The following is a 24,344-nucleotide window of genomic DNA, read 5'->3' on the forward strand; positions in this document are numbered from 1 at the left end:
AAAAGCATCCCTGAACAGGGATGCTTTTTGTTTTTATGAAGCTGGATAAAAAAGTCAAATGAATATTGAATATATCTGGTTTGATAATATAATTAAACTGATATATGAGAAAAATCTCCCCTTGAATAATATCCGATTTTCAAGGGGAGATTTAATAATGATAGGAATGTTCTCTTTTTATAAAGAGAACATTTATGTTCTTATTTTTTGATGAATCTTTCTCCTTTTTCGTTTTTATTTATTTTTACTATATATATTCCGGATGCAAGATTTTCTATGTTGATGCTTTTATTTCCGGTATTTTCGAGATTGACCGTCTTTACCAGAGAGCCCGACAGATTGTAAATATCCGCACAACGAACGGTTTCGTTTGATTCTATGAATATTTCATACTCGGCCGGATTTGGATAAATTTTGATTTTTCCGTCTTTAGGTTGATCTGTGATTTTTTCTTCTCCTGAAGTATAATTTGCATCATAAAAGCGATATACGGCCATTCCGTTTGCCGGGCAATATTGATAGAGGTAATAAGAACCCGCGTCTATCTTTTCGGCGAACATCCAGTTGGAAACAGAATAATTTCCTCCTTCGGTATATCCTTTGTTTCCGATCGGGGCGACCGATGTTATAACTTGATCGGCTGTTATGTCTTTAATAGTGAAACCTCCTGTATAATTGGCTCCGCTGTTGTATATCATGATGTCATGGCTGCTGAGTGTGAAATATTCACCTCCGCAAGTGCTGTTACGGTTCGGAGCCGTGGTAGATGAGGAACCGGCGATAAATGCGGCCTTATCTCCTCCGTTATACAGATAATAACCGTTGCCACGTACCTGATACAACCAATTTTCCGGATTGTTCTTAATAGGAATTACATACCCTGCGGTAGAACCTGTGATAGAGAGATTCTCGGAAGTTTTGACCGATTCAACTTCTCCGTTTACGATTTTCAGTATATTCACTACGGTTTGTTTGTTCGGGAAGAAATAAACATATCCCCCTTCTCCTAATACGTCTCCACTGGCCGAAATGAAATTTGTCTGTCCGGCTTCGTTCAGGTCGAATGTAAGTTCTTTTGCTTCTGCCGTGCTGCTCGATGTGCCGCTGGGATATATGAGCAGGGAATGGGAGGTTGTTGTGGATTTGTCATTACGTATAATAATATTACCGGCATCGTCACAGGCTGTGCCCCAGCCGGTACCACCCGGAAGCGTTCCTATGAGACCGTTTTCGTTGAACATATATACCAGTTTGTCGACACAATCGTTGACGTAGAATATACCGTTATGCGCACCGCCTTGCTGGGCGTTGGTGCCGTCTATATGGTCGGGTGCATTGTTCTCATTCACGGTTTTACTCCATACTTTTTCCAGTTTGAAATCTACTTCGCCGGTGTTTCCGTCCGGAACTTCCCCTTCAATCACATATTTGACCATGCCTTCATTTTGTGCGAACAAATATAAATATATACAACCGTCTTTTACCTCACCGGCCCCCATTAAATATCCTATTTTTTCTTCTCCCATGCTGGATGGAAAGTTATCGGTCAAAGAGACTATTTTGTTGATTCCTTTAGTAACGTCGTACATACGGGCCGAAGCCGATTTGAGATCGGATGTGCAGTTCGGAGCTACACAATAAATTTTTCCGGCAAATCTGAAATAGTTGATTCCGGTAGCTTCGGTATTGACGATCCCGCTTGCCATAGATTTATATTCGTCCATGGGAGTTGCATTAGCGTCCCAGAGGAATGTATATTCGATGGGTTGGGTTGAAGGACTATCAATAATAATATTGTCCCTGCAGTTAGGGGAGATCGTAAATTGCACATCTCTGCCCCAACCTTCCAGTGTGTAGGTGGAATTTTGGTTTCTGACGAATGTTCCTATTGTACCGCCGGTAACCTGCAAGCCTGCGACGCGATATTGGGCCGGTCTCGACTCGGAATATGCGGTAACATAAATTTTGCAATCGTTCAGTTGTCCGCTTACGCAAAAAGTCGTTCCGGCTACCGATGAAGTGAAGTTTCCCAGATAGTCGGCAGTTCCTACGTTTAGAAGAACGGACGGTTCGGCTGTATCGTCAGCCCAGGAATATACTCTCCAGTAGTTGGTGTTATCGCCGGCGAATGCTATGGTATTGAGATTACACCCCATAAGAAACCCATCGGAGGAAAAAGCTATATCGTTCAGGGGCACAGTACCGTGGTCGATACCGTTGGTGCTCATTTGCGTTACGTCTCCGGTTTCCGGGTTTATGACATATAAATTCGGAGTATTGCCTGTACCCAATGCCAGAACGTAGTATTTGCTGTTGTGGAGAAGTACTCTTTTTACGGTGAGGCCGTCCAGAACATCCGGGGTGGATATATTAGATATCAGTTCCGGGGTATAGGAAGGTTGCACGATGCCCCGGTTTTCGGGATAATCTACCGTATTAGGAACAAGAGGGTTTACTTCGTCGAGATCGGGAACTGTGGCCGGATCGAGAGAATTTACCGTTATAAAATCGCAACCGTAATTTCCGTAGGTGCGGTATGCTCCGTTATCGTCTACTGTCCATACGCCGACTTTAAGTCCTTCTTCATGATATTTGGTTACGGTAGATTTATCGAAATATCCGGCTTGTATGTCGGCATCGATCTTCCATTGTACGCACCAGTCGAAATGGCTGGCCCAGTATTGACCGGTCAGGAATTGCAGTTCCACTTCTGGATAGTTCGTACGGATGTATTCCAGGCATGGTTTCATGGAAGTAAGTATGATAGCTTCTTGCTTAAAACCGTAATTGTCTATAAGGCTGATGAGCCCGGGGATTTTACTGCAATCGTTGTTGTTTATTCCTGTGGCCCATTTCAATTCTATGAGAGGTTTGACATTATGGTCTTTACATATTTGAAGATATTCGGCCACTGTGCATATCTGGCCTGTGTACTTTACTCCTCCCCGTGTTTGTGTATAAGTCTCGGCTTTTAGTTGGGCCAGTGTTGCACTGGCGATAGTGAGATTTCCTCCCAGCCTTGACGTATTGTCATCGTGGCTGATGATATATTCTCCGTCACCTGTGACTTTTACATCGCATTCAAGGTATTTATAACCTTTTTTAGCACCATTAATAAAGGCCTCACTAGTGTTTTCAACTCCCCATAAACTTCCTCTGTGTCCACACAAAATAGGCTGTGCATTTATCGACAATGTTAACATTGTCAATAAAAGCAATGTGTAAATTCTTTTCATGTTGAATGGTTGATTAGATTTAATAAATAAATATCTTTTTCCTACTATTTAGAAAATAGCAGAACAAACATAATAAAAAGATATTTATAATCCAAAAAAACATTCAAAAAAGAAACAAAAAATATAATATGTAGTAATTAAAAGAAAAAAACGAAATTGTGTTTTGCTGTTTTATTAATTGTCACCGGATGGTTACCAAAGTCGCACCAAAGCCGTATTCACGGAAAGATGCATCTTGGTAAGAACAATTTTTATATTTCGATTTTATTTCGTTAATAATTGCGTTTCGTAATACACCTTCTCCTTTTCCGTGTATAAAAACAATCTTTTGTCCTTTCGTATTCTTGTTTTTGTCCATTACTTCCCTGAACTTTTGTAATTGGAGATTGAGCATATCGGTGTGGCTTAATCCGGCTGTATTATCGAGAAGCTCGTTAATATGCAGGTCTACTTCTATTATTCCGTTGTTTACGGTTTTTTTTACTATTTCCTGACGCAAAGGTTTATCTACCGCTTTTTTAGCTTTCATGGCCCTTTCCAAATCCTCTGCATTTATGACTACGGGTCGTACCGGAGTATCGTTCTTTACTATATCGAGTACCAGAGCAGGTTCGTCGAAATACACGTTTTCGCGGAACGTATGTAATTTGTAAAATTTGACCGTATCTAAGCGATGCTCAACGGTGACGGGACTTTTGAGAGTGAAATGCTTGTCTTTTTTGAATGCAACGTATTGTATGCATATCCTTTCCAGTTCGTTCAAATTTTCTTGCCCGAATTCTTCGAGATGGAGTTTGATATTGGGTTCAACCATTCCGGCATATCTTGTACGCCATCCCTGTTCTTCCCTGCACAAGTATGTGAAATAAATGTAATAGTTGCTGTCATTGACGAGATAACTATCAAATCGGGTGGTATTCAGGTGTTTGTATTCTTCAGGAACGAACCCCAGTACGATATTGAGGATATCTCCTTCCTGCGTCTCTATGATTCGGATGTCATCTTCTTTTGTGTTTGCCGGGCTGTCTTTTTCCACTTCATCCGTGGGTAATATGCTGGGACCCGATACGACGGTCTTGGGAACATCGGATTTAAGAGCCGAATGGCTTTCCACAATTACACATTCTTTTACGAGGACCGGGATTTCAAAACCGTCTTCATCCTCTATATAGGCTATATCTTTTACTACTTTAATCACTTTTCCTCCGCCTACTGCGTTGAGGAAACGAACTTTGTCTCCTGTCTGTACCATAGTAACTATTATTTAGATTGATATTGCATGAGGTGAAAGTTCGTTTACAGATTTACTTCCTCATGCTTCGGTATATTCAGCAAAGTTGCTTATTTTTGTACACATATTCAAACAGATTATGCAAAAAACGCAAGATATACGCATGGACGCGTACAATTATCCGCTCCCTGACGAGCGGATAGCTAAATTTCCGTTACCAAAAAGAGATATGTCGAAACTGCTTTTTTATAACGGGGGAACAATTACAGAACGAAATTTTAATGAATTACCGGACTTGTTGCCCGATGATGCTTTGTTGGTGTTTAATAATACCCGTGTCATACAGGCCCGGTTGCACTTTAGGAAAGAAACGGGTGCACTGATAGAAGTTTTTTGTCTCGAACCGTTTTTTCCACACGATTATTTATTATCTTTTCAAACGACAGGAGAATGCCGCTGGCTGTGTCTGGTAGGTAATCTGAAAAAATGGAAGGAAGGAGCATTGTCACGTACGTTGGAGATAGACGGAGTTCCGGTTACTTTAAATGCGGTGCGTGGTGCGGCACATGGAAACTCTCATGAAATAATTTTCACCTGGGATAATCCCCGGATAACTTTTGCAGCATTGCTGGATGCAATAGGAGAATTGCCTATTCCTCCGTATTTGAACCGGAAAACGGAAGAAAGTGATAAAGAGACTTATCAGACAGTTTACTCTAAGATAGAAGGCTCTGTGGCAGCTCCTACAGCCGGACTGCATTTTACGCCGGAAGTGTTCAATGCTTTGAAATCTAACGGTGTCCCTTGCTTGGAACTGACCTTACATGTGGGAGCGGGTACATTCAAGCCGGTCAAAAGCGAAACGATAGAAGGACATGAGATGCATACCGAATTTATTTCCGTGGAACGTTCGCTGATCGAACGGTTAGCCCGTACCGAGAAACGGGTGATAGCCGTGGGAACTACTTCGGTCAGAACATTGGAAAGCCTCTATTATATCGGTTTGACTTTAGAGCATCGTCCGGATGCTTTGCCGGAAGAATTGCCGGTAGAACAGTGGCAGCCTTATTTGCAGGTGGCTTCTGTATCTACTTCCAAAGCTCTTGAAAATATCCTCAGGTGGCTGGATAAAAGAGGTTCCGAACGTCTGGTTACCGCTACTCGGATAATTATTGCTCCGGGATATGAATTCCATGTCGTGAAAGGTATGGTAACTAATTTTCATCAACCTCAAAGTACATTATTGCTTCTTGTTTCGGCATTCGTGAACGGCAACTGGCGTGAAATCTACGATTATGCTTTGGAGCATGATTTTCGTTTTTTGAGTTACGGAGATAGTTCCTTATTGCTTCCGTAAGGGAATTTAATTTTTCAGGAGGCAATAAAAAGTAAAAAAAAACGTATAAATAGAGACAGTGGAGCTATGTAGCTCCGTGGTTTACGATATGAAGATAAAAAACATCCTTTATATATCTCTGATGCTGGTATTTTTGGCCTCGTGCCGCGGTGCCAAGTTAAGTGTCGCAAATGAACAATTTGCCAGAGGAGAGTATTTCGATGCGGCGAATACTTATCGTAAAGTCTATAATAAGTTGCGTTCAAAAGAAAAACGAGCCTTGAGGGGCGAGGTAGCCTATCAGATAGGAACTTGTTACCGCCTCATCAATGTCGCTCCCCGGAGTTCGGCTGCTTATCGCAATGCTATCCGTTATAACTATCCCGACAGCATGGCTATATTTTATCTGGCGCGAGAACTTCAATATGAAGGGAAATATAAAGAAGCTGAAAAATATTACCGTATGTTTCTGGAGAAAGCTCCGGGTGATGTTTTGGCTGAGAATGGGTTAAAAGGTTGCCAGCTGGCTCAGGAATGGAAAAATAATCCTACCCGATATATTGTAAAAAGAGATAAACTGTTCAATTCGAGACGGAGCGATTGCGCTCCGATGTATCTGGGAAAAGAGTTCGATCAGATTTATTTTACCTCGTCTACCGAAAAATCTCTGGGAAAAGATAAAAGTAGTATTACCGGTACGAAGAATAATGATATCTATTTTTCTAAAAAGAACGAAAAAGGAGCTTGGCAAAGGCCCGAACCTATCGAAGGAGATGTTAATACTGAATTGGACGAAGGTATCGTGAGTTTTAGTCCGGACGGAAATACCATGTATCTGACGAAAGCCCGGAGGGAACCGAACGCCGATACATCGGTAGAGATATTTACCTCGTCTCGTTCAGGTGCTAAGTGGAGTACGCCGGTAAAATATGAAATTACAGCCGATACACTTTCGGCATACGGACATCCTGCCGTTTCACCCGACGGGGAATATCTCTATTTTTCTTCCGATATGCCGGGTGGTTACGGAGGAAAGGATATCTGGCGTATTTCTTTGACCGACAAGGGCGGGTCGTTGGAAAATATGGGCGTACAGATAAATACGCCGGGGAATGAGATGTTTCCTTACGTACGTTCCGACGGTGATTTATATTTTTCATCGGACGGTCATCCCGGGATGGGGGGACTGGATATTTTTAAAGCCAGGTTGAATGAATATGGTGTATGGAAAATAGAGAATATGCAATATCCTGTTAATTCTCAAGGGGACGATTTCGGGATTACTTTCGGTCCGGAGGAAACCGGTTTTTTCAGTTCCAACAGGAATGATGCACGAGGATATGACCACATATATAGTTTCGAACTACCTTCTATCAAGGTATGGATAAGCGGTATGGTTATTGATAAAGACGAGGAGCCGGTACCGGATGCCGTTATACGTATAGTGGGAGAGGACGGCTCCAACCAGAAAGAGATGGGACGAAAAGACGGTTCTTTCCGTTTTAAACTGGACAGGGGAGTGCGTTATGTGATGATGGCCGGATGCAGGGGATATTTGAATCAAAAGCAGGAATTTACCTCAGGATCCGAAGAAGAAGATGCGGAATACGAAGTAAACTTTATACTTTCTTCTATTACCAAGCCGGTCTTAATAGAGAATATTTTTTATGATTTCGATAAAGCAACTTTACGGCCCGAATCGAAAGAAGCGCTGGATAATCTGGTAAAATTATTAGAGGATAATCCTAATGTTTCTATCGAGCTGGCTTCTCATACCGATATGAAGGGTTCCGATGAATATAATATGAAACTTTCGGACCGCAGGGCAAAATCTGTTGTCGATTATCTTATTGCCGCGGGCATAGAGACGGGCCGTATTTCTCCTAAAGGATATGGAGAAAGTGTTCCTAAGGTCATAAATAAAAAGATGGCAGAGAAATATCCGCAGTTTAAAGAAGGAGACATTCTTACGGAGGAATATATCCTTCAGCTTTCTCCCGAAGACCAAGAAGTTGCCAACCAGATAAACCGGCGTACGGAATTCCAGGTTCTTTCTATTACCTACAATTTGTATTAGAAGCCGTAATAAATGCTGTCAGTTTGTTTGTGATATTACTGGTTTTACCATAATTTTGTTTATCTTTGTGGTCGAAATTCTTTAATCCAACTAATAATACACATAATCTTATGAACCAGGTTTCGGATCGTTTGGCTGCACTTGCTCCTTCGCAAACGTTGGCCATGTCGCAAAAAAGCAACGAGCTAAAAGCTCAGGGTGTAGACGTTATCAATCTTAGTGTAGGTGAACCCGATTTCAATACTCCCGGCCATATAAAAGAAGCTGCAAAGAAGGCGATAGACGATAATTTCTCCTTTTATTCTCCCGTTCCGGGATATATGGACCTGAGAAAAGCTATTTGTGCCAAATTGAAAAAGGAAAACGATCTCGATTTTACTCCTGAACAGATCGTCGTATCGGGAGGAGCTAAACAGTCTATATGTAATGCGGTGCTTTGTCTGGTGAATGCCGGAGATGAAGTGATAATCCCGGCTCCGGCGTGGGTAAGTTATGTAGAGATGGTAAAACTGGCCGAAGGAAAGAATGTGATTGTTTCTGCCGGTATAGAACAAGACTTTAAAATGACCCCCGGCCAGCTTGAGGCGGCCATTACGCCAAAGACTAAGTTACTGATACTTTGTTCTCCTTCCAATCCTACAGGCAGCGTATATTCCCGTGAAGAATTGAAGGGCCTGGCCGATGTGCTGGCAAAACATCCTCAAGTATTGGTGATATCGGATGAAATATATGAGCATATCAATTATATAGGAAAACATGAAAGTATAGCACAGTTCGAAACCGTGCGCGACCGCGTCATTATTGTGAACGGCGTTTCCAAAGCGTATGCGATGACCGGATGGCGGATAGGTTTTATTGCGGCTCCTTTATGGGTGGCGAAAGCATGTAACAAGTTGCAGGGACAATATACGTCGGGGCCTTCATCGATTGCTCAGAAAGCATCGGTTGCCGCTTTTGCCGGAGATCAGACTTGTGTCGAAGATATGCGTAAAGCGTTTGAACGCCGTCGTGACTTGGTGGAAAAGTTATCGCAGGATGTTCCGGGTTTCCGTATCAATCACCCTCAAGGAGCTTTTTATCTGTTTCCTGAAGTAAGTTATTATTTCGGTAAGAGCGATGGGGAACGAACGATCGCCAATGATTCCGATCTGGCTATGTATTTGTTGGAGAAAGGACATGTGGCTACGGTTTCGGGCGACGCTTTCTGTGCTCCCGGTTACCTTCGTTTGTCCTATGCTACTTCGGATGAAAATTTGGTAGAAGCTTTTCGCCGGATCAAAGAAGCTTTGGCTAAATTGAAATAAGGTCGATTTATATATGAAAAAGGGATGGCTTGCATAAGTTATCCCTTTTTTTATTTAATTTAAAGGAGAGTTTATTCATTTTCCGAAACCGGGATGCAGATAACGTCCCTTATGTTGTGTCTGCTTACCGTATTGAATAGTCTTGACGGGACAAACGTGTATGCAGGCCAGGCAAGAAGTGCATTTCTTCCCCCAGACCGGTTTGTCGGTGACGGTAATATTGTGTACCGGACATGTATGTTCGCACCGTTTGCAGGCGATGCAACGACCGTCGGTATGGAATGGCTTGGCTGTGATTCCTCGGTTAAAAACAGGACTGATCAGGTAAGTTTTGATAAAAGGAAAAGAGCCTTTTTTACAACGGAATACATGTTCTTTTTCCCGGACAGCCCGGTTTATCTCCTGCAGATATGGAACCGATTCGGATAACTTTTGTTTTTCTATTCGTGGGCTATCTGTATCAAAACCTTTCATGAGAATATAATTATTCGGCATGGTAAGTGAAAATCCGGCTTGGCATTTCCAGTTTTTTCTGCGTATATGCTTACAAAAAATATTACGGGTGAGACCTGTATCGTCTCCGCATACGCTGATAAAAAAGAGATATTGTCTGGTGTAGCCGTTCAGTTCCAGTTTTTCTATGAATTCCCGTACGATGCCAGGAGGAGCCCAGGAATAAACCGGAAAAACGAATCCTATCTTTTCCTCTTCCCCGAGAGTATAAGTATATTGTTCTTTATCGATGGCATCGGGTATGAAGATAAGTTTTTCATTTTGTAATCTGGCGGTTTCCGTTGCCGCCCATCGGGAGTTTCCGGTACCAGTGAAATAAAATATCATATTCTTTCGATTTATAACAAAGTTAAGAAATAATGTTGGAAAATAAAAATAAGGAATAATGAAACAGGAATGTTCGAATATTGTTGAAAGACCAACATCGGTTGTTCTGTAAAAATGTGGCGGGAGGAAGGCTGTTTTATGGTAAGATATACTAACTTTGCCGACCGAAAAATAAAAAGTTATATGAAAAAGAGTCTTATAGCGTTGGCATTCGGTACCTTGGGACTGGGTATTGCCGAGTTTGTGATGATGGGTATTCTACCCGACGTAGCAAAGGCTTTACATGTCAGCGTACCTAAAGCCGGAAATTTTATTTCGGCTTATGCATTGGGTGTCTGCGTAGGAGCCCCGGCTCTTATTCTGGCTCGCAGGTATTCTCTGAAAAAGATATTGCTCGTGCTCATTGCTATTGTGATGGCCGGGAATTTATGTGCAGCCCTGTCTCCTAATTACGGAATGATGTTGTTTGCCCGTTTTATTTCGGGATTGCCTCATGGAGCATATTTTGGAGTGGGTTCCATTGTTGCAGAAAAGTTGGCCGATAATGGTAAAGGTTCGGAAGCTGTTTCCATTATGGTGGCGGGAATGACTATAGCTAATTTGTTCGGGGTTCCTCTGGGAACTTCTTTAAGTGCGGCTATTTCCTGGCGTGTTACGTTCCTACTGGTCGGATGTTGGGGGATAGTGATTCTGTATTATATCTGGCGCTGGGTTCCTCAGGTCGAGAATCTGCCCGATACGGGATTTAAGGGTCAGTTTCGTTTTTTAAAATCCCCGGCTCCCTGGCTGCTGATCGTTGCCACTATGTTGGGGAACGGAGGTGTATTTTGCTGGTACAGTTATATAAATCCTTTGTTAACACATGTTTCTGGTTTTCCTTCTCATAGTATTACTCTACTGATGGTTCTGGCAGGTTTTGGTATGGTCGTAGGTAATTTGGTAAGCGGACGGCTTTCCGACCGTTATGCGCCGGGACGTGTGGCCGCGTATGTACAGGGATGTATTTGTGTGATTTTGCTCCTTATTTTCCTCTTTGCATCGATATCATGGCTGTCTGTTTTGCTTATGTGCCTCTGTACGGCTTGCCTGTTCGCTTTATCGAGTCCCCAGCAGGTTTTGCTCATACGTTATTCCAAAGGAGGAGAAATGCTGGGGGCGGCCAGTGTACAGGTCGGATTCAATTTAGGTAATGCTATAGGAGCTTTTTCCGGCGGTTTGGCTTTACAGGCAGGTCTGGGATATCAGTATCCGGCATTAATAGGAGTTCCTTTCGCCTTTACCGGATTTGTTTTGCTTATGATATTCCATCGCAAGTATGAGAGGCATTCGGTCACGTAAGCTTGAAGCGGAAAGTAAGGGATGTATAAAAAACGGGAATTTATAATTCCCGTTTTTTATAGATTATATTATTATCCCCATAGAATGAAAGCCAGCGGTATGAAAATGCCTAACAGCAATTCGATACCACCTCGGCCCCGTAATCCTTTTTTCCCTTTTACCATAAAGATACCTGTAAGAGTAATAATGATAAGGGAGAATGCGAATATGTCGGAAAAAATAGTCCAGTTACGGTTGGGATTGTAATGAAGCCGGTTAAGGCTGCTCAATACGGGCCGTTTTTTGACCGATTCGTAATAAGCTTCTCCGGTAGTGGTATTTACGAGAAGAGACGAACCTCCTTTTATAAATACTTTCATTTCTCCCGGGCGGGGAAAATAATGTTTGGTATAATTATTTTCTTCTCCCAGTTCGTATAGTAAAGAAATGACATATTCTTTGTCAAATCTTGCCTTATCTTTAGGAAAATCGCCCTGTATGGTGTAATGTTTTTGAGTAATGTCGTAGTCGGAATTGAAGTCTTTTTTATGATTGAGCATGAACCCCGATACGGCATACAGAATAATTACACCAGCAAAAAAGAACGACAAGTCGCGGTGCAGGATGCGAATCCATTTTCTGAATAAATGATATTTGTTTTCTTTTCCCGGCATGGTTTATTTTATTTCATAACTTTCGGTTTCCAGATGATAGAAAGAGAGGTAGTCTTTACCTTCTTTCGTTTTTCGGTCTGCTATGCGGTCGCGGTAATCTTTCATACGATCGGCAAATGTATTGACATTTTGCTGGCCCTGGGCTTTTTTTTCCGTTTCGCATCCCACTTCTTTATTATCGCCGTGCTGAGCCGCATTTTGTGTTTGATACTGTTCTTCCATTTTTTGGATTTCTGTTTCTCCAATTCTGTCTTCTACCAAAGTTCCGGTAACAGATACGATATTATTGACTACTTCGGCAGGGAAGCTTCCAACTTTCCCTCCTTCGGCCCGTAAAGTCTTGGTATCGTCGCTACCCATCAGGAACAGTTTTTTTCCTCCGTGTTTGCATATGTGTGTACAAACTCCTTCTACCGTAATTATCCGGCCGGCCAGACTGTCGGCAGCGGCGAATACGTCATCGACTTGTAATGCAGCCGAAATGACAGGTTCTGTGTTTTCCGGTTTCGTATCTTTTGTTTTAGAAGAACAACTTACTGCTGCAAATACCAGTGCAGCGGCTGTAGCTACTGCTAAAAAATTGATTTTTCTCATTGGATTATGTTTTAAATGTATATTGTAATTTATTTATATATAAGTCTGTATGCAAATATAATTAAATTCGGTTTATTGTCGTTTGCAAATAATCAAAGGAAGGAACAGAAATATTCCCAGAAACAGGATAAGGACCATCGGTATGGCATTTTCTTTCAGTGTCCTACGACGATATATAACCATGAAAAGGAGGACCAGTACCACATTGAGAATAAATGCCTGGCACGATATATCCGAGATCCTCGGACAGGCCAGTTTATCGTCGGAGGAAGTAAAGGATAACTGGAAGGGAAATATGTAATCCGCTAATTTTTCAAATTTATCGCTGGTATAGTTGCGTTCCAGCTTGTCTGCCAGAGAGTATGAGCCGGTGTCCAGCGCATATATGCGGTATCCTTTGTCGGTAGAAATTTTGACAGTCCAGTAGAACATATCCCCGATGATCGACATTCTGTCGGTTTCGGGATTAAATGTGCCTACAGGGAGTTGGTGCAGGTTATATTGAGAGTCAAGGACGTACAGACGGTCGTTCGCGTCGGTTAGGAATCCCAGTGATTTGCGGTTACTGAATTCCGTAATAAATGCATGCTTCATTTTAAGGCCGGGATCCACACCGGTTTCTTTTACATAAGGACGGCCTTTTATCTGTTTTATATGGTATACTCTATAAAAATGATCAATCATAAGATATCCTTCGTCATATTCTTTTTTGGGCGTAGGATTTCCGTTTATTTCCCGTACAGGGAATTCGAATCCTTTAGCCTTCATGATTTTATTAAAAAGTTCGCTTCGTTCCCGGTTTACCTGATTGGTACGCATGTTGAGAAAAGTGATTTTATCGTTCATGCGGAAAGCTTCTTCCGGATCTTTGAGGTCTACACGGTCCGGCATAGATTCCATGATCATCCATAATTCGGGGCTTATAACATTCATGTCGCGGGGAGATATGCGATAAGTAAAATTCTCATGACGGATCATTTTAGGAGATATTTCCCTCCCGTTTATAGAATCGGGTAGTTTTTCTTTCGAAGCTAACTGACGGTAAAAAAACATAGGCATGATGGAATCGAATTGTTCTGTGGAGTAGATGGTTCCATTCGCATCTTTATAGACGCTCCCGTTATCCTTATCTCTTTCGACCGATGCAAAGCGGTGGGTAATGCAACTATATAACGTAAATGGTTCGTTATACGGCTCGGCAGTTGTGAATTTATATAGCCAGGGCAGCAGCCATGCCAGTAATATCGTAGCGATAAAATAGAAAAATATTTTACTGAATAGTTTCATTGTTTTGTTTATTTTAAATTCGTATCAATCCTGGCATCCTTCTTTAAAGCGAATGACCGACCGCAATGACAATACTGTACACAAGAGCGTGAAGATGATCAATGAGAGAAGAAAACCGTTATAGGCTTCCGGCGTGTCCTGTAGAAATAAAATGCGTATGATTCCGGCAGTCAGCAATAGATTTATAATCCGTATTTTCCAGGTCGGTTCCAGGCATATCCATGCGGTGAGCAGGTAGAGGACTAATCCGCCGATATACCATATAGAAGCGGTCAGTAATATTCTTGAAACTAATTCGGCCGCTATTATTTGTTTCAGATATATCCATAAAACGATGTATTGAACTAAAAAGATAACTAAGAGCTGTATGACTCCTGCCAGAAGCATAAACAGGATCATCTGTTGCTGGGGATAAGGCAGATGTAACGTAAGTTTCAGTCTTTTCTGCTGCATTTCCGGTATGAATTGAGCAGCGGCGAGTGTGGCTCCTATGGCCAGGGGCAGGTATTTTAGTGTTTCGATAAATATCGTATCCCGTGTAAGCAAGAGAGCCCATATATGGTCTGCTCCCTTGAAAGAGACTACCCGGTTCATTCTTAACAGAGAATAACCGGTAAAGCAGAGTGAGACCAGCAGCATGATATAAAAATAGCCTTTAGTCTTTATCCATTCTTTGTGAAATATGGCTTTTGTCATGATTCTTTGTTTTATGAATTAATATTTGCCGGTAAGTCCTATGAAGGTATCTTCGAGATTCATTTTCTCGGCTTTCAGGCCACTATATTCTATTTTTTGTTCTTTTAGTATAGATATAATATATTCTTCCGGCATGAACGAATAAGTTTCGGCGGAATCCCGTATGGCGGCAGTGTTATATAAATCGGTATGGGAGGGTAGCTTTTGGGGATTACCCGTTTTAAATGAGTAGCGGGTAAATGTATCTAAAAGCTCTTTTACGGGTTTTTGGATCAGTATCCGGCCGTAATCCATGATGATGCAGTCGTCGATGAGCCGCTCCATATCCTGTATGATATGAGAAGTCAGAAAAATTGTTTTCTTTTCGGCCTTGGCATATTCTCTCAGGTATTCGGTGAACAACCGGCGGTATCCCGGGTCGAGGCCCAGGGAAAAATCGTCCAAAACGAGCAGATCTGCATTTTGAGCGAGGATAAGTCCTAATGCGACTTGTGAACGTTGTCCGCAGGACATACGGGAAATTTTTTGACGGGGGGCTACCTTCAGTTTCTTCATAAGTTCATAGTAAGCTTCTTTATTCCAGCGCGGATAAAAAGCGGAATAATATTTTTCAATTTCTTCAATGCTCATGAATGCGTATTGCACATGTCCTTCGATGAGGAGTGCTATACGTTCTCGGGTAACCGGGTGCATAGACTGGATATCTTCGCCGAATATGCGGCATACGCCCGAGCGGGGTTTCAGATATCCCATGAGGATATTGATAGTAGTTGTTTTGCCGGTTCCGTTCTTTCCCAATAGTCCCAGTATGTGGCCTTTCGGAACCTCAAAACCGAGATTCTCATATATTTTTCTGTCTCCGTAATAATGAGTCAGATTTTCACATTGGATGATTGTTTCCATCTTTATATTATTGTTATTCTTTCGTCAGAAACATACGCCGCATGTGATCTCGACGTGTTGGTAATTTCCTTCGTTCCTGTAATGGATATATTTATAATTAGTTTCTGCATAAATGCTCCAGTTTTCTTTTATTTCCGTTTCCCAGTGGATGCCTGTATGTGTCTGAATTTTATTTGCCTGTAACCAGTCATAATTATTTTGCATCATTTGTCCCATCGTACTTTGCATATCGAGCCCGGTGAGTGATAGCAGGCTGTTCCCGGTTTGTGTGTAAGAGGTTCCGAAAGATGCCTGAAAAAAGGATTTCCGGTACTGCTTGTCAATTTCAGCATTAACTCCGTAAGTTATGCGGTTTATTTTTATTTGCCGTTGATTTTCACTGTATGTCGTATTCATTTGATGGATTGCGGCATAAGGTTGCAGGAACCAGGAAAAGCGGTTACTGTATGATTGTCCGTATAAACCCTCGAACCGGAAATGTATATGTTTATCCAGGTAGGGTGAACGGTTTCCGATTTGGTCGTATATATTGCCGGTTCCGTTTCCGAACAGGTTTTCTATCCCTTTTCTGTGCATATATAGTCCTGTTGCTTTAACGGCGCTTCGGTGATATCCGTTATAGTACCGGTATCCTATGCTGCCTTTTATTCGCGAGTCGTTTAGCCTTGTAAGTGCGAGATTATTATGGCTTTTCAGATGACGGTCTATATCAAGACGATCGTATTGGGCCGTGAGCCGCCATCCGTTACCTTTTACAGGGAGCCATTGCAATCCGGCCTGATATCCGAAACCTTTATACAGAACATCTGTCTTATCTCCGGTAAAGCGTGAATAAGTGGTTCCGAGTCCGGTCATCGTGTGAATATATACATTACCGTTGGGAGAATAAAAATCGAGTACATTATCCTGATTGTAAATGCGTATTCCTCCCGCGACTCCTAATATGTATAACGGCCCCGTATGGACAGAGCCCCCGGCTTCAATATTAAAGTCCGATACTACGTTTTTAGGTCTTGGGTCTCTGTCTCTGTATTCTATTTTAGCCCGGTATGCGGCCTGTAGCCCCCATGTGAATAGTCTTCCTTTCCCTGAGTAACCTCCTGAGAACCGGTATTGTTCGGTTTGCAGATCACCTCCGATTGTGTCGGCCATGACGTATGGATATAATAATTCGAAATCAGAAGTCTCATTCCATTTTATTTGTCTCTTTTTTCCTGTTATATAACTTGCATTTCCCCATACTTTGGTTTTTCCCGATAAATTGAGCCATGAAGATACGCCCGCTCCGAATAGTTGACTTCCGTTTCCTTCCTGCAGCAAGTAGGTTCCGTTTTTTTTATTGTATGTGCTATATATGCTGAGTCTTGTTAATGACGATTCATGGGCAAAAAAATGTGTAGCCGGGTTATTATATACGGCCGTGAAGAATTTTTCCGGAGCGTACAAGTATTGTTCCGGCCGGCTGAGAACCTGTATGCTGTCTTTCCCTGCTCCCCACAATAGGACGGGGAACAAAGAAAGTCCACAAAGAAGCAGATTTAAATATAGCTTTTTCATACAGGTAATGAGATTATTGTTTGTATGAAACCGTTACTCCGCATTGGAAATCGTTTGCAGAATCATTGGTGTCTTGTAAAATTACACGTCCGTTTTCTTTCGTTTCGGCAACTTTGCGGATGATACTTTTACCAAAGCGGCTATTATCGGATATGGTAGTAGCTACATACGCATAACTTTTATCCACAGATACGGGTGTCGCCAGCATTTTGAAATTGCTTTTGGCACTCATATTTACAGCATCGAGTATCCATTCCGATGGAACGAGATATCCTTTTTTGCTCATGGTTTTGCCGTTGGCCGGGTGAATGTAGGTACATTCCAGATAATAATCGTTCAGAAAATCTTCTTTGCTTACAGGGATACGTGCAATACCGAAAGCCCGGTTACATTGATTTGTAGGGGTCCATATGGAGAGAGAATAACTGTACCATTTGTCTAAATTAGGAACTGACGGGTTGTCAGTATCGGCCCCGGTGCTGGTTTCATCATACCATTCGAAATCAGCATTTTGTAAATCGAGGCCATTATTGGAGGTATGATCATTTGCCTGATCGGCTATGACGATGGATTTACCCGGAAGGATAGGATATTGTGTTCCGTTACCCGGTATCACATATACTACTTGTGTATAGAACGAACTCTTGATAGGATCGGGTGTATATTCGTAATCGTCGGAAGTAAGGATAGGAGTTTCTAACAAGGCGATACCATCCGCATAAATAGTATGATCCGTATTGTTATACAGTTTGAAGAATTTATCTCCGGTAAGACCTCCGGTTCCGGTTGATTTCGGAGAACCTGTCGTATATATTTCCTGGAATACGATACCGGAAGATGTCGTATAGTAAGACAGGGTTATCTCGATCGTAGTAGAAGGGGCACTAATTAACAGATTCTCTTTGGAGCCTCTGACATTTGTAGTATTATCTCCATATTTGATTTTTCCTTCCACTGAGATGGAGTATAGACCTTCCGGTATATTTACCTGATCGTTGCTTGTCAGCTCCAGTGACGTTTTGGAATCTGTGTTGATCTCTGTGAATATGGCTGTTCCTTCAGTCCAGGAAAAAGATTCTCCTACCCATTCGGGTGCGCAAAAGTAAAGAATCGCATTTGCTTTTTTGACGTTGTTTTCATCGTCACTACATGCAGTCAGCAAGATCGCCAGAGCGGTGAACTGCATAAAAGAGAATAATTTTCTTAGTTTCATAATACCTAAATTTATTGTTTATAGTTTAAAATTGATTTCCATCCCGAAATAAGGACTGCTTTGTCTTCTTATTTTGTTTCCCATCATGATGTAATCGGGGTGGTAACTGATAAGTTTGTTTACGAATAAGGCTAAAGCTATTTTATCCTGCCATATTTTTTTTGTGGCTTTGAAATTGATATTTGCCTCTATAGGAATAGTCCTGCGTTTAAAATTGATTTCATCGTAAACATATACGAGATGTTGTAAATAGGTATCTTTATGCGATTCTTCGGTAAAATCGTATGCTGTACCGGATGCATCTATATATTTGGCAGGTATTCCGCTCTTATACATGGACTGGGTAGTATAGAACCACATGCATTGTATAGAGGTGGAGAATCCCATTTTCAAACGGGGAATATCGGTATCGAATGTAAAATTCGTATTAAAACTTTCTCTTAAATATCCGTCGTCATCGTGGTAGAGCCCTGCATATTGTAACTGTTTGCCGTTTAAAATGACGGACGGTTTTTTATATATGGGCTCACTGTTCCGGTAAGTAGTACGGAACCAGGCTCCGTTTATAGTAAGCCGCGTGAGTATGACGGGAAAACGTTTGGATAAATATTGGAATTCGATTCCTTCTTTAAGCATGCGGCTGCCATTCGTGGTGTATGCCGATACGTTCAGAAGTGTGTCTCTGGAAAATGGCAGGTCTTCTACGCAGGGAGGCGCCGTGATGTTGTTTGCGTCTATACTTCCGGTATCATACTTTTTATATGCGAAGGAAATCGGTATGGCAGCATTCCGGAATCCCGATTTCATATCTTCTCTGAACCAGGTGACGGAAAATCTGTTCCCATCGAATGAGAAATCGGCCCGTAATTCCCACTTTTTGTTCCGTGCGGCTTCCAGTGCGTAATTTGTCTTGTCGGTGATATATGTCATAATATTTAATCTTCTGTATTCCGGATTATTATGATAATAGTTCAGTTGTATCAGGTCATAATAATACGGATCGGGATAAAGATAGGACAGCACCGGCATTTTAGTATGCCAGCCGATTCCTCCGGATAACTCTATACCCAGTTTTTTCCCTGCTATATTGAAAGCAGGGAATGTCCATTTAAGATTTATACGGGGATCTATATACCATTTTCCCGATAGTTCATATCGTTTATTCAGGTTTAACAGAGTGGTGGTACGTAATCCTGTTACGATGTCGAACCGGTGCTTGCCTGTTTTTACTTTTGTGGCTTCTTCGGCAAAGGCCGAGAAGGTGTGTCCTGGAGGAATATCGTTAAAAGCTCTGGGGCGGCTGTTTGTGGAAGGAGAGACGGGGCGTGTAAGATCGTAAACCTGTCCTTTTCCGTAATTTTTGTTCATGTTCCAGTCTCCTCCCAGTTTTAAAATATTGGTGGTGCGTTCACTGTTCATGTTGAATAATGCGAGAGCTTTTACAAAAGCATTGAACGGATTACCATAAACATCAAGTTCGGCGTTGTAAGTACCCGGCAGATAACCGGCATTATGGGCTCCTTGCTCCGTGGCTGCTGGAATGGCATAAATACGGTCGGTCGTTACCGTTTTTTCCTGATGTATATGATCCCATTCTCCGCTTAATGAACTGAAAAGAGTCAAAGTCCGGAATACTCCTTTATTCCTGTTCGATAGTATAAGCGTATTACCTAAAGAGATTTTATTGTTACGTGATTTATACAGGTCTATAGCACCGTTTGTATTCAGGTCGGGATCTGTATCTTCCTGATCGAATGTTCCGAAATAATTCAGGTTTGAATTGAGAGTTATCCGAACGACGCCAGTTTTCCATTTCTTTTCGGTACGAATTGAACTTGTAACCCGTTTGAATTTTTGTAACCGGTCTCTTGGGTCTATTTTAGAATCCAGGTAATCCAGACCTATATTCAGCATGAAATCTTTGTCCGGCAATTCCACTCCCTTGCCGACATAAAAAAGTTTACTATACATGTCCGCTTTGAAACGGGCATCCAGCGAATTACCTCCCTTTTTTCTTTCTATATTTACTAAACCGCTGGTTAGGTCTCCATATTCTACGGATGGAATCCCCCTGATTACTTCTACCTTTTCTATGTCGTCTGTCGAAATGGATCGCATGTCAATTCCTTTTCCTGTGGTGTTACGACCGGTTTCCCAGGGATTACCCGTATATTGCATATTGGCATCGGTACTTTGAGGTATGCCGTCTATTACGAAAGCGGTACCCAGGGAGGTCATATTGTAATCTGTTATTCCTTTGCCGTTGGCTTCTCTTAATTTAATAAGATTAGCACTTCCCATAACAGGATCGGAAGATACATTTCCGGGCAGCAGTTCCATGATATCGGTAAAACTGGAGGGTTGTAAGTGCTCCATGGCTTTACGATCGATCCGGGAGGCGCTTGTTATACCTTTGGATTCAGAAGCTGTTACTACTACGTCTTGCATGGCGATAGTATTGCTTTTCAATGGAACCGTGATGATCGTGTCTCCGGTCAGATATATTTTTCTATTGTGTGGCTCATATCCTAAGTAAGTTACGGATAAGAGATAACTCCCTGGAGATAAATGTGTAAATGTTCGTTTGCCGGAAGAGTCCGCGATACCTGAGTATTGTTTGGATCCTCCTTTGAACAGTATTGAGGCGAATTCCAGGAGAGAACGGTTGTTTTGGTCTTTAACAATAATGGATACGCTTATTTCTTTACCGCCGGATTGTGAATGTGCCGGTGTAAAGCCCCCTGTTATTATTATCAGTAAGAATAATACAATCCGTATTTTCATTATTGCATGAGTCTCTTTATATACTTTTCGTATATATAATTTTCATTACCTGCAAAGAGACTAATTTATATTTTCATGGGAAATACCATATAATAGGTATAATTGCCGGGTGTTATCGCTAAAGTTAGGTATACCGTAGAAATAAAATCCCCTGATTGTAAAATGGAACAATCAGGGGATCTGTTATAGGGATTGTGACTCTATTTTTGGGGCAGCAATATTTCTTCTATTGCTTTTTTGAAATCGGCTTTACTCATAGCTCCCATGGCCATTTGAGGTTGTCCGTCCATGGGTACGAATAAAATGGAAGGAACGCTACGTATGCCGAATGCTCCGGCTAACTCTTGCTCCTGATCTACATCAACTTTATAAATATCGATTTTTCCTGCATATTCTTCGGCCAGTTCTTCAAGAACAGGGGCAACTGCTTTACAGGGTCCGCACCAGGTAGCATAAAAATCTATGATACACGGTTTGTTTCCTAGATATTTCCATTCCTTGGGGTTTGCTTCGAAGTTAGCAACCTTAGTAAGGAATTCTGCTTTTGTTAAATGTTTTGTTCCCATTTTCTTTTCAGTTTTAGTAGTTTCTTTTGTTGTTTTCTTGTTTTGTTGTGTGGCAGCTCCGGCAATAAAGAGAGCTCCGCATATGACAGTTATTAAAACTGCCATCATTCTTTTGCTTTTTTTCATTGTTTCTTTTTTATTTTTATTGAACTTAACAGGAGTGCGCCGATAAGTCCTCCGAATAATGAGGTACCTAACCAGGTGGATGAAATGGGACAGGTGCCGCTTGAGCATCCTATGTAGAACCAATATAACCATCCGAGAAATGCTCCTATAACGAATCCTGTAAAAGTGAGGAGATTATTTTTGATATAAGTTTTAATTTTATTCATAATAATTTGTTGCATTTTTTATTGAAAATAGGTTTTAATACTTCCGGGACTGCCACGCTTCCACATTTCATGTTTTCGAGGCTTTGCTTTCCTTTATCGGTCAGATGGAAATACATTTGCCGTTTATCTTTTTGCCCCAGTTTCCGTTCTACTAATTCTTTTTCTTCTACCGATCTCAGCATTTTGGAGGTGTGGGATGTAGTCATTCCAGTTTCTTCCACAATTGCTGTAGCCGATAATTCTCCTTTTGCCAGACAGCATAGGATAATAGCTTCGTTGAGACACAGGCCGTGTACTTTAATGAAATTATCTTCGAAGTGCTGAATGGCCCGGAAAATGTCTCGTATGACACATATAGTTTCCATAATAAATATTTTCCATTAGAAATATATTGCAAAGGTAACTATTGTTTGTTATAAAACAAATTCTCGGACAAGAAAGATTAAATAATAATGTTAAAAGATCCGGATAAGATGTATTCTGATAATTCTTATTCATAAAGAAGAAACAATCCGATTTCAAATCTATCACATAAAAAGAGCAGATCCCGATACTACTATTGTACCCGTAATGAATATTAAAAACTCAAAAAATGGAAAATAAAGAAAATTATGTCTCCATGGCGTATGACAACAGTGGTTATCCCATACCGTGCATAACTCTGGGACCTTCCAGGGATGTAAGTGATATTAGAGTAACTCCTTTGTCCAATGTAATACGTATATGCGCTATTACAGAATGCCGTGTGAAAGGTTCTGGTGATAAAGACAGTGTGGGAGTTCTTATTCCGAAGGGATGTGTGGAATATTTCTCAATGCGCGGATGTAAGGAGATTATTATTGAGGGGACTGCCAACCTGATGAATGTGAGATAATGTGTATGATGATAACAGGCCGGCTGATGCATAAGCCGCGATCGGGAAACAGTACAAAAGATACAGTCCTGATTAATGTGAGGAAAGATGATTTTCCAGCCGTTAATATAGGCTTTGCAACCGTTACTCTCAGACGAGGTACCGATGTTTTCCGTACAATAACTGACGATTGTGGGAATGCCATACTGGAAGGAGAGATAGGTTGCGAATATATACTTGATGTAGAGAAGCATGGTTATGAGACCTTGCATATTGAGAATTGGATATTGGGAGATATGGAAATCCGGTTGATAAATTCCTTGGAAAATATTGTTCAGATGGATGGTTACGATATCCTTACAATGGATGGAGGGTATATTACAATAATATAGATATATGGATAAGAATATAACACAATTTATGAAAGTTCCGGAACTGAAACCGGATGCCGAATTGCATTTGGTTCAGGAAGGAAAAGATTACAAAACTACAGTGGGGGATGTTTCGGGGTTGTTGAAATCTGCCGTAGTGGAGATACAGGAATTTTTAGAATCGAACATTGCGATATTGAATGCTGAAATAGGACAGCGATGGTATTTGACCGATACCCGGGAAATACAAGAAGTTATTGCAAAAAATCAAGTAACCGGAAGTTTGAAATTTAAATATTATGTACCTTATAATGATGCCATCTACATGAATATATCGGATGGTAGATTATATCGTTGGGACGGAAATTCTTTTGTGGATATAGTGAAAAACGGCGGTGCTGTTTCTATAGAATTGTTCGCACCTAAAAAAGTAAGAGAGGGACTTGTCGAGTTTACACAAGAAAACGGATTTTATATTGTGGGAGTAAAAGAAGACACGAAATTGGATATCTTCTTTGACGATCGTTTTGATTTGAACAAAAGGTTAATCATAAATCAGATAGTCGTATCACAAATTATATTCCCGGATCATATTGTGTGGCTGGAAACCCCCGATTTTTCCCAGCCCGGGGTTTATCATGTAGAATTTAAAATATGCGTGCAAGATCCTACGAAATTATTGGCACTGGTAACCTTTAAAGAACCTGTTGTATTATGAACATGATAAGTAAATTTTCGAGATATGGGATAAATAATACCTTTCGTTTTGATAACAGGGTGTTTTTGGGTAAAGGGGAACAGATGAAGTCTTTTTCCGTAGAATTTATTTTCCGTGTCGATTCTTTCAATTCATATGTTCCTATAATATGGAGTACGGCAACTAACAATAATACCTATCTGGCGTATCATGTACCTGGGAAATACTTCTATAATCCTACGAGGGATGGAGCAGCCTCAGAGGATACAAGGTTTCCCTTTGATATCAAGCTGGGAAAGACGTATCACATGGTTTATGTGATAGATGAAACCGGGGGTAAAATGTATATTGACGGTGTATTGGCATCGCAAAACGGAAATAAGTCGTATATCTGGAATCATTTAATAGATGGTAGCGAACTATTTAGCGGTTCGACTGACAAAACGGAAGGATGGACGGGTAACATCTATTCTTTC

22 protein-coding genes are annotated in these 24,344 nt (G+C 41.3%); 8 read left to right on the forward strand and 14 right to left on the reverse strand.

Translation table 11 applies throughout. From position 1 onward, the window contains the following. Positions 1–200 precede the first annotated feature (200 nt). Together OCV73_RS07775 and OCV73_RS07780 are read right to left on the reverse strand one after the other, a co-directional pair. The gene (locus tag OCV73_RS07775) at positions 201–3,236 is read right to left on the reverse strand and encodes a glycerophosphodiester phosphodiesterase family protein (protein WP_147551011.1); all 3,036 of its coding nucleotides are present in this window, start codon (positions 3,234–3,236) and stop codon (positions 201–203) included. 181 nt (positions 3,237–3,417) lie between these two features. Next, entirely contained in the window at positions 3,418–4,488 is a 1,071-nt protein-coding gene (locus OCV73_RS07780; protein WP_147551013.1) for a DUF2027 domain-containing protein, read from the reverse strand. 115 nt (positions 4,489–4,603) lie between these two features. Here OCV73_RS07780 and OCV73_RS07785 point away from each other — a divergent pair, with 115 nt between their 5' ends. From OCV73_RS07785 to OCV73_RS07795, 3 genes are all read left to right on the forward strand, one after another. Then, complete coding sequence (locus OCV73_RS07785; RefSeq protein ID WP_394802953.1) at positions 4,604–5,824, forward strand: S-adenosylmethionine:tRNA ribosyltransferase-isomerase; 1,221 nt, start codon at positions 4,604–4,606, stop codon at positions 5,822–5,824. 88 nt (positions 5,825–5,912) lie between these two features. Then, positions 5,913–7,880: a PorE family type IX secretion system protein gene (gene porE / locus OCV73_RS07790; protein ID WP_147551017.1), complete on the forward strand. Its 1,968-nt coding sequence runs from the start codon at positions 5,913–5,915 to the stop codon at positions 7,878–7,880. Between the two features lie 110 nt (positions 7,881–7,990). Continuing rightward, positions 7,991–9,184 (forward strand): pyridoxal phosphate-dependent aminotransferase, encoded by a 1,194-nt coding sequence (locus tag OCV73_RS07795; RefSeq protein WP_147551019.1) that lies wholly within the window; start codon positions 7,991–7,993, stop codon positions 9,182–9,184. A gap of 75 nt (positions 9,185–9,259) precedes the next feature. On the opposite strand, the gene OCV73_RS07800 is transcribed toward OCV73_RS07795, so the two are convergent. Continuing rightward, complete coding sequence (locus OCV73_RS07800) at positions 9,260–10,024, reverse strand: EFR1 family ferrodoxin (protein ID WP_147551021.1); 765 nt, start codon at positions 10,022–10,024, stop codon at positions 9,260–9,262. A gap of 183 nt (positions 10,025–10,207) precedes the next feature. Between OCV73_RS07800 and araJ the strand changes: the two genes are divergently transcribed. Then, positions 10,208–11,362 (forward strand): MFS transporter AraJ, encoded by a 1,155-nt coding sequence (araJ, locus tag OCV73_RS07805; RefSeq protein WP_147551023.1) that lies wholly within the window; start codon positions 10,208–10,210, stop codon positions 11,360–11,362. Between the two features lie 71 nt (positions 11,363–11,433). On the opposite strand, the gene OCV73_RS07810 is transcribed toward araJ, so the two are convergent. The 11 genes from OCV73_RS07810 to OCV73_RS07860 form a co-directional block, all read right to left on the reverse strand. Beyond that, the gene (locus OCV73_RS07810; RefSeq protein WP_147551025.1) at positions 11,434–12,015 is read right to left on the reverse strand and encodes a PepSY-associated TM helix domain-containing protein; all 582 of its coding nucleotides are present in this window, start codon (positions 12,013–12,015) and stop codon (positions 11,434–11,436) included. A gap of 3 nt (positions 12,016–12,018) precedes the next feature. Beyond that, positions 12,019–12,609, reverse strand: coding sequence for an OB-fold nucleic acid binding domain-containing protein (locus OCV73_RS07815; RefSeq protein ID WP_147551027.1), 591 nt, complete (start codon positions 12,607–12,609; stop codon positions 12,019–12,021). A gap of 72 nt (positions 12,610–12,681) precedes the next feature. Further along, positions 12,682–13,896, reverse strand: a complete 1,215-nt coding sequence (locus tag OCV73_RS07820) for a DUF4857 domain-containing protein (RefSeq protein WP_147551029.1) — start codon at positions 13,894–13,896, stop codon at positions 12,682–12,684. A gap of 24 nt (positions 13,897–13,920) precedes the next feature. After that, on the reverse strand, positions 13,921–14,592 hold the full coding sequence (locus tag OCV73_RS07825; RefSeq protein WP_147551031.1) for a hypothetical protein: 672 nt from the start codon (positions 14,590–14,592) through the stop codon (positions 13,921–13,923). Positions 14,593–14,610: 18 nt separating this feature from the next. Then, a complete protein-coding gene (locus OCV73_RS07830) occupies positions 14,611–15,495 on the reverse strand; it encodes an ABC transporter ATP-binding protein (RefSeq protein WP_147551033.1) in 885 nt (294 codons plus the stop codon). A 24-nt stretch (positions 15,496–15,519) separates the two neighbouring features. Continuing rightward, positions 15,520–17,052 (reverse strand): DUF6850 family outer membrane beta-barrel protein, encoded by a 1,533-nt coding sequence (locus OCV73_RS07835; protein WP_147551035.1) that lies wholly within the window; start codon positions 17,050–17,052, stop codon positions 15,520–15,522. A 13-nt stretch (positions 17,053–17,065) separates the two neighbouring features. After that, positions 17,066–18,265 (reverse strand): DUF4876 domain-containing protein, encoded by a 1,200-nt coding sequence (locus OCV73_RS07840; RefSeq protein WP_147551037.1) that lies wholly within the window; start codon positions 18,263–18,265, stop codon positions 17,066–17,068. A gap of 18 nt (positions 18,266–18,283) precedes the next feature. Continuing rightward, entirely contained in the window at positions 18,284–21,049 is a 2,766-nt protein-coding gene (locus tag OCV73_RS07845) for a TonB-dependent receptor (protein ID WP_147551039.1), read from the reverse strand. 200 nt (positions 21,050–21,249) lie between these two features. Next, positions 21,250–21,741, reverse strand: a complete 492-nt coding sequence (gene trxA, locus OCV73_RS07850) for a thioredoxin (protein WP_262512914.1) — start codon at positions 21,739–21,741, stop codon at positions 21,250–21,252. Next, on the reverse strand, positions 21,738–21,947 hold the full coding sequence (locus OCV73_RS07855; protein WP_147551041.1) for a DUF6132 family protein: 210 nt from the start codon (positions 21,945–21,947) through the stop codon (positions 21,738–21,740). The genes trxA and OCV73_RS07855 overlap by 4 nt, the downstream gene beginning before the upstream one ends. Then, positions 21,944–22,312 (reverse strand): MarR family winged helix-turn-helix transcriptional regulator, encoded by a 369-nt coding sequence (locus OCV73_RS07860; protein ID WP_147551043.1) that lies wholly within the window; start codon positions 22,310–22,312, stop codon positions 21,944–21,946. The genes OCV73_RS07855 and OCV73_RS07860 overlap by 4 nt, the downstream gene beginning before the upstream one ends. 227 nt (positions 22,313–22,539) lie before the next feature. Between OCV73_RS07860 and OCV73_RS07865 the strand changes: the two genes are divergently transcribed. The 4 genes from OCV73_RS07865 to OCV73_RS07880 all read left to right on the forward strand — a co-directional run. Continuing rightward, positions 22,540–22,821: a hypothetical protein gene (locus OCV73_RS07865; protein ID WP_147551045.1), complete on the forward strand. Its 282-nt coding sequence runs from the start codon at positions 22,540–22,542 to the stop codon at positions 22,819–22,821. A gap of 26 nt (positions 22,822–22,847) precedes the next feature. Then, entirely contained in the window at positions 22,848–23,192 is a 345-nt protein-coding gene (locus tag OCV73_RS07870; RefSeq protein WP_147551047.1) for a hypothetical protein, read from the forward strand. A gap of 4 nt (positions 23,193–23,196) precedes the next feature. Beyond that, positions 23,197–23,889 (forward strand): hypothetical protein, encoded by a 693-nt coding sequence (locus tag OCV73_RS07875; protein WP_147551049.1) that lies wholly within the window; start codon positions 23,197–23,199, stop codon positions 23,887–23,889. Then, positions 23,886–24,344: LamG domain-containing protein (locus tag OCV73_RS07880; protein ID WP_147551051.1), on the forward strand; the 459-nt coding region annotated here is incomplete at its 3' end. The genes OCV73_RS07875 and OCV73_RS07880, both read left to right, overlap by 4 nt.

This window comes from Barnesiella propionica (assembly GCF_025567045.1).
Taxonomy (GTDB): Bacteria; Bacteroidota; Bacteroidia; order Bacteroidales; family Barnesiellaceae; genus Barnesiella_B; species Barnesiella_B propionica.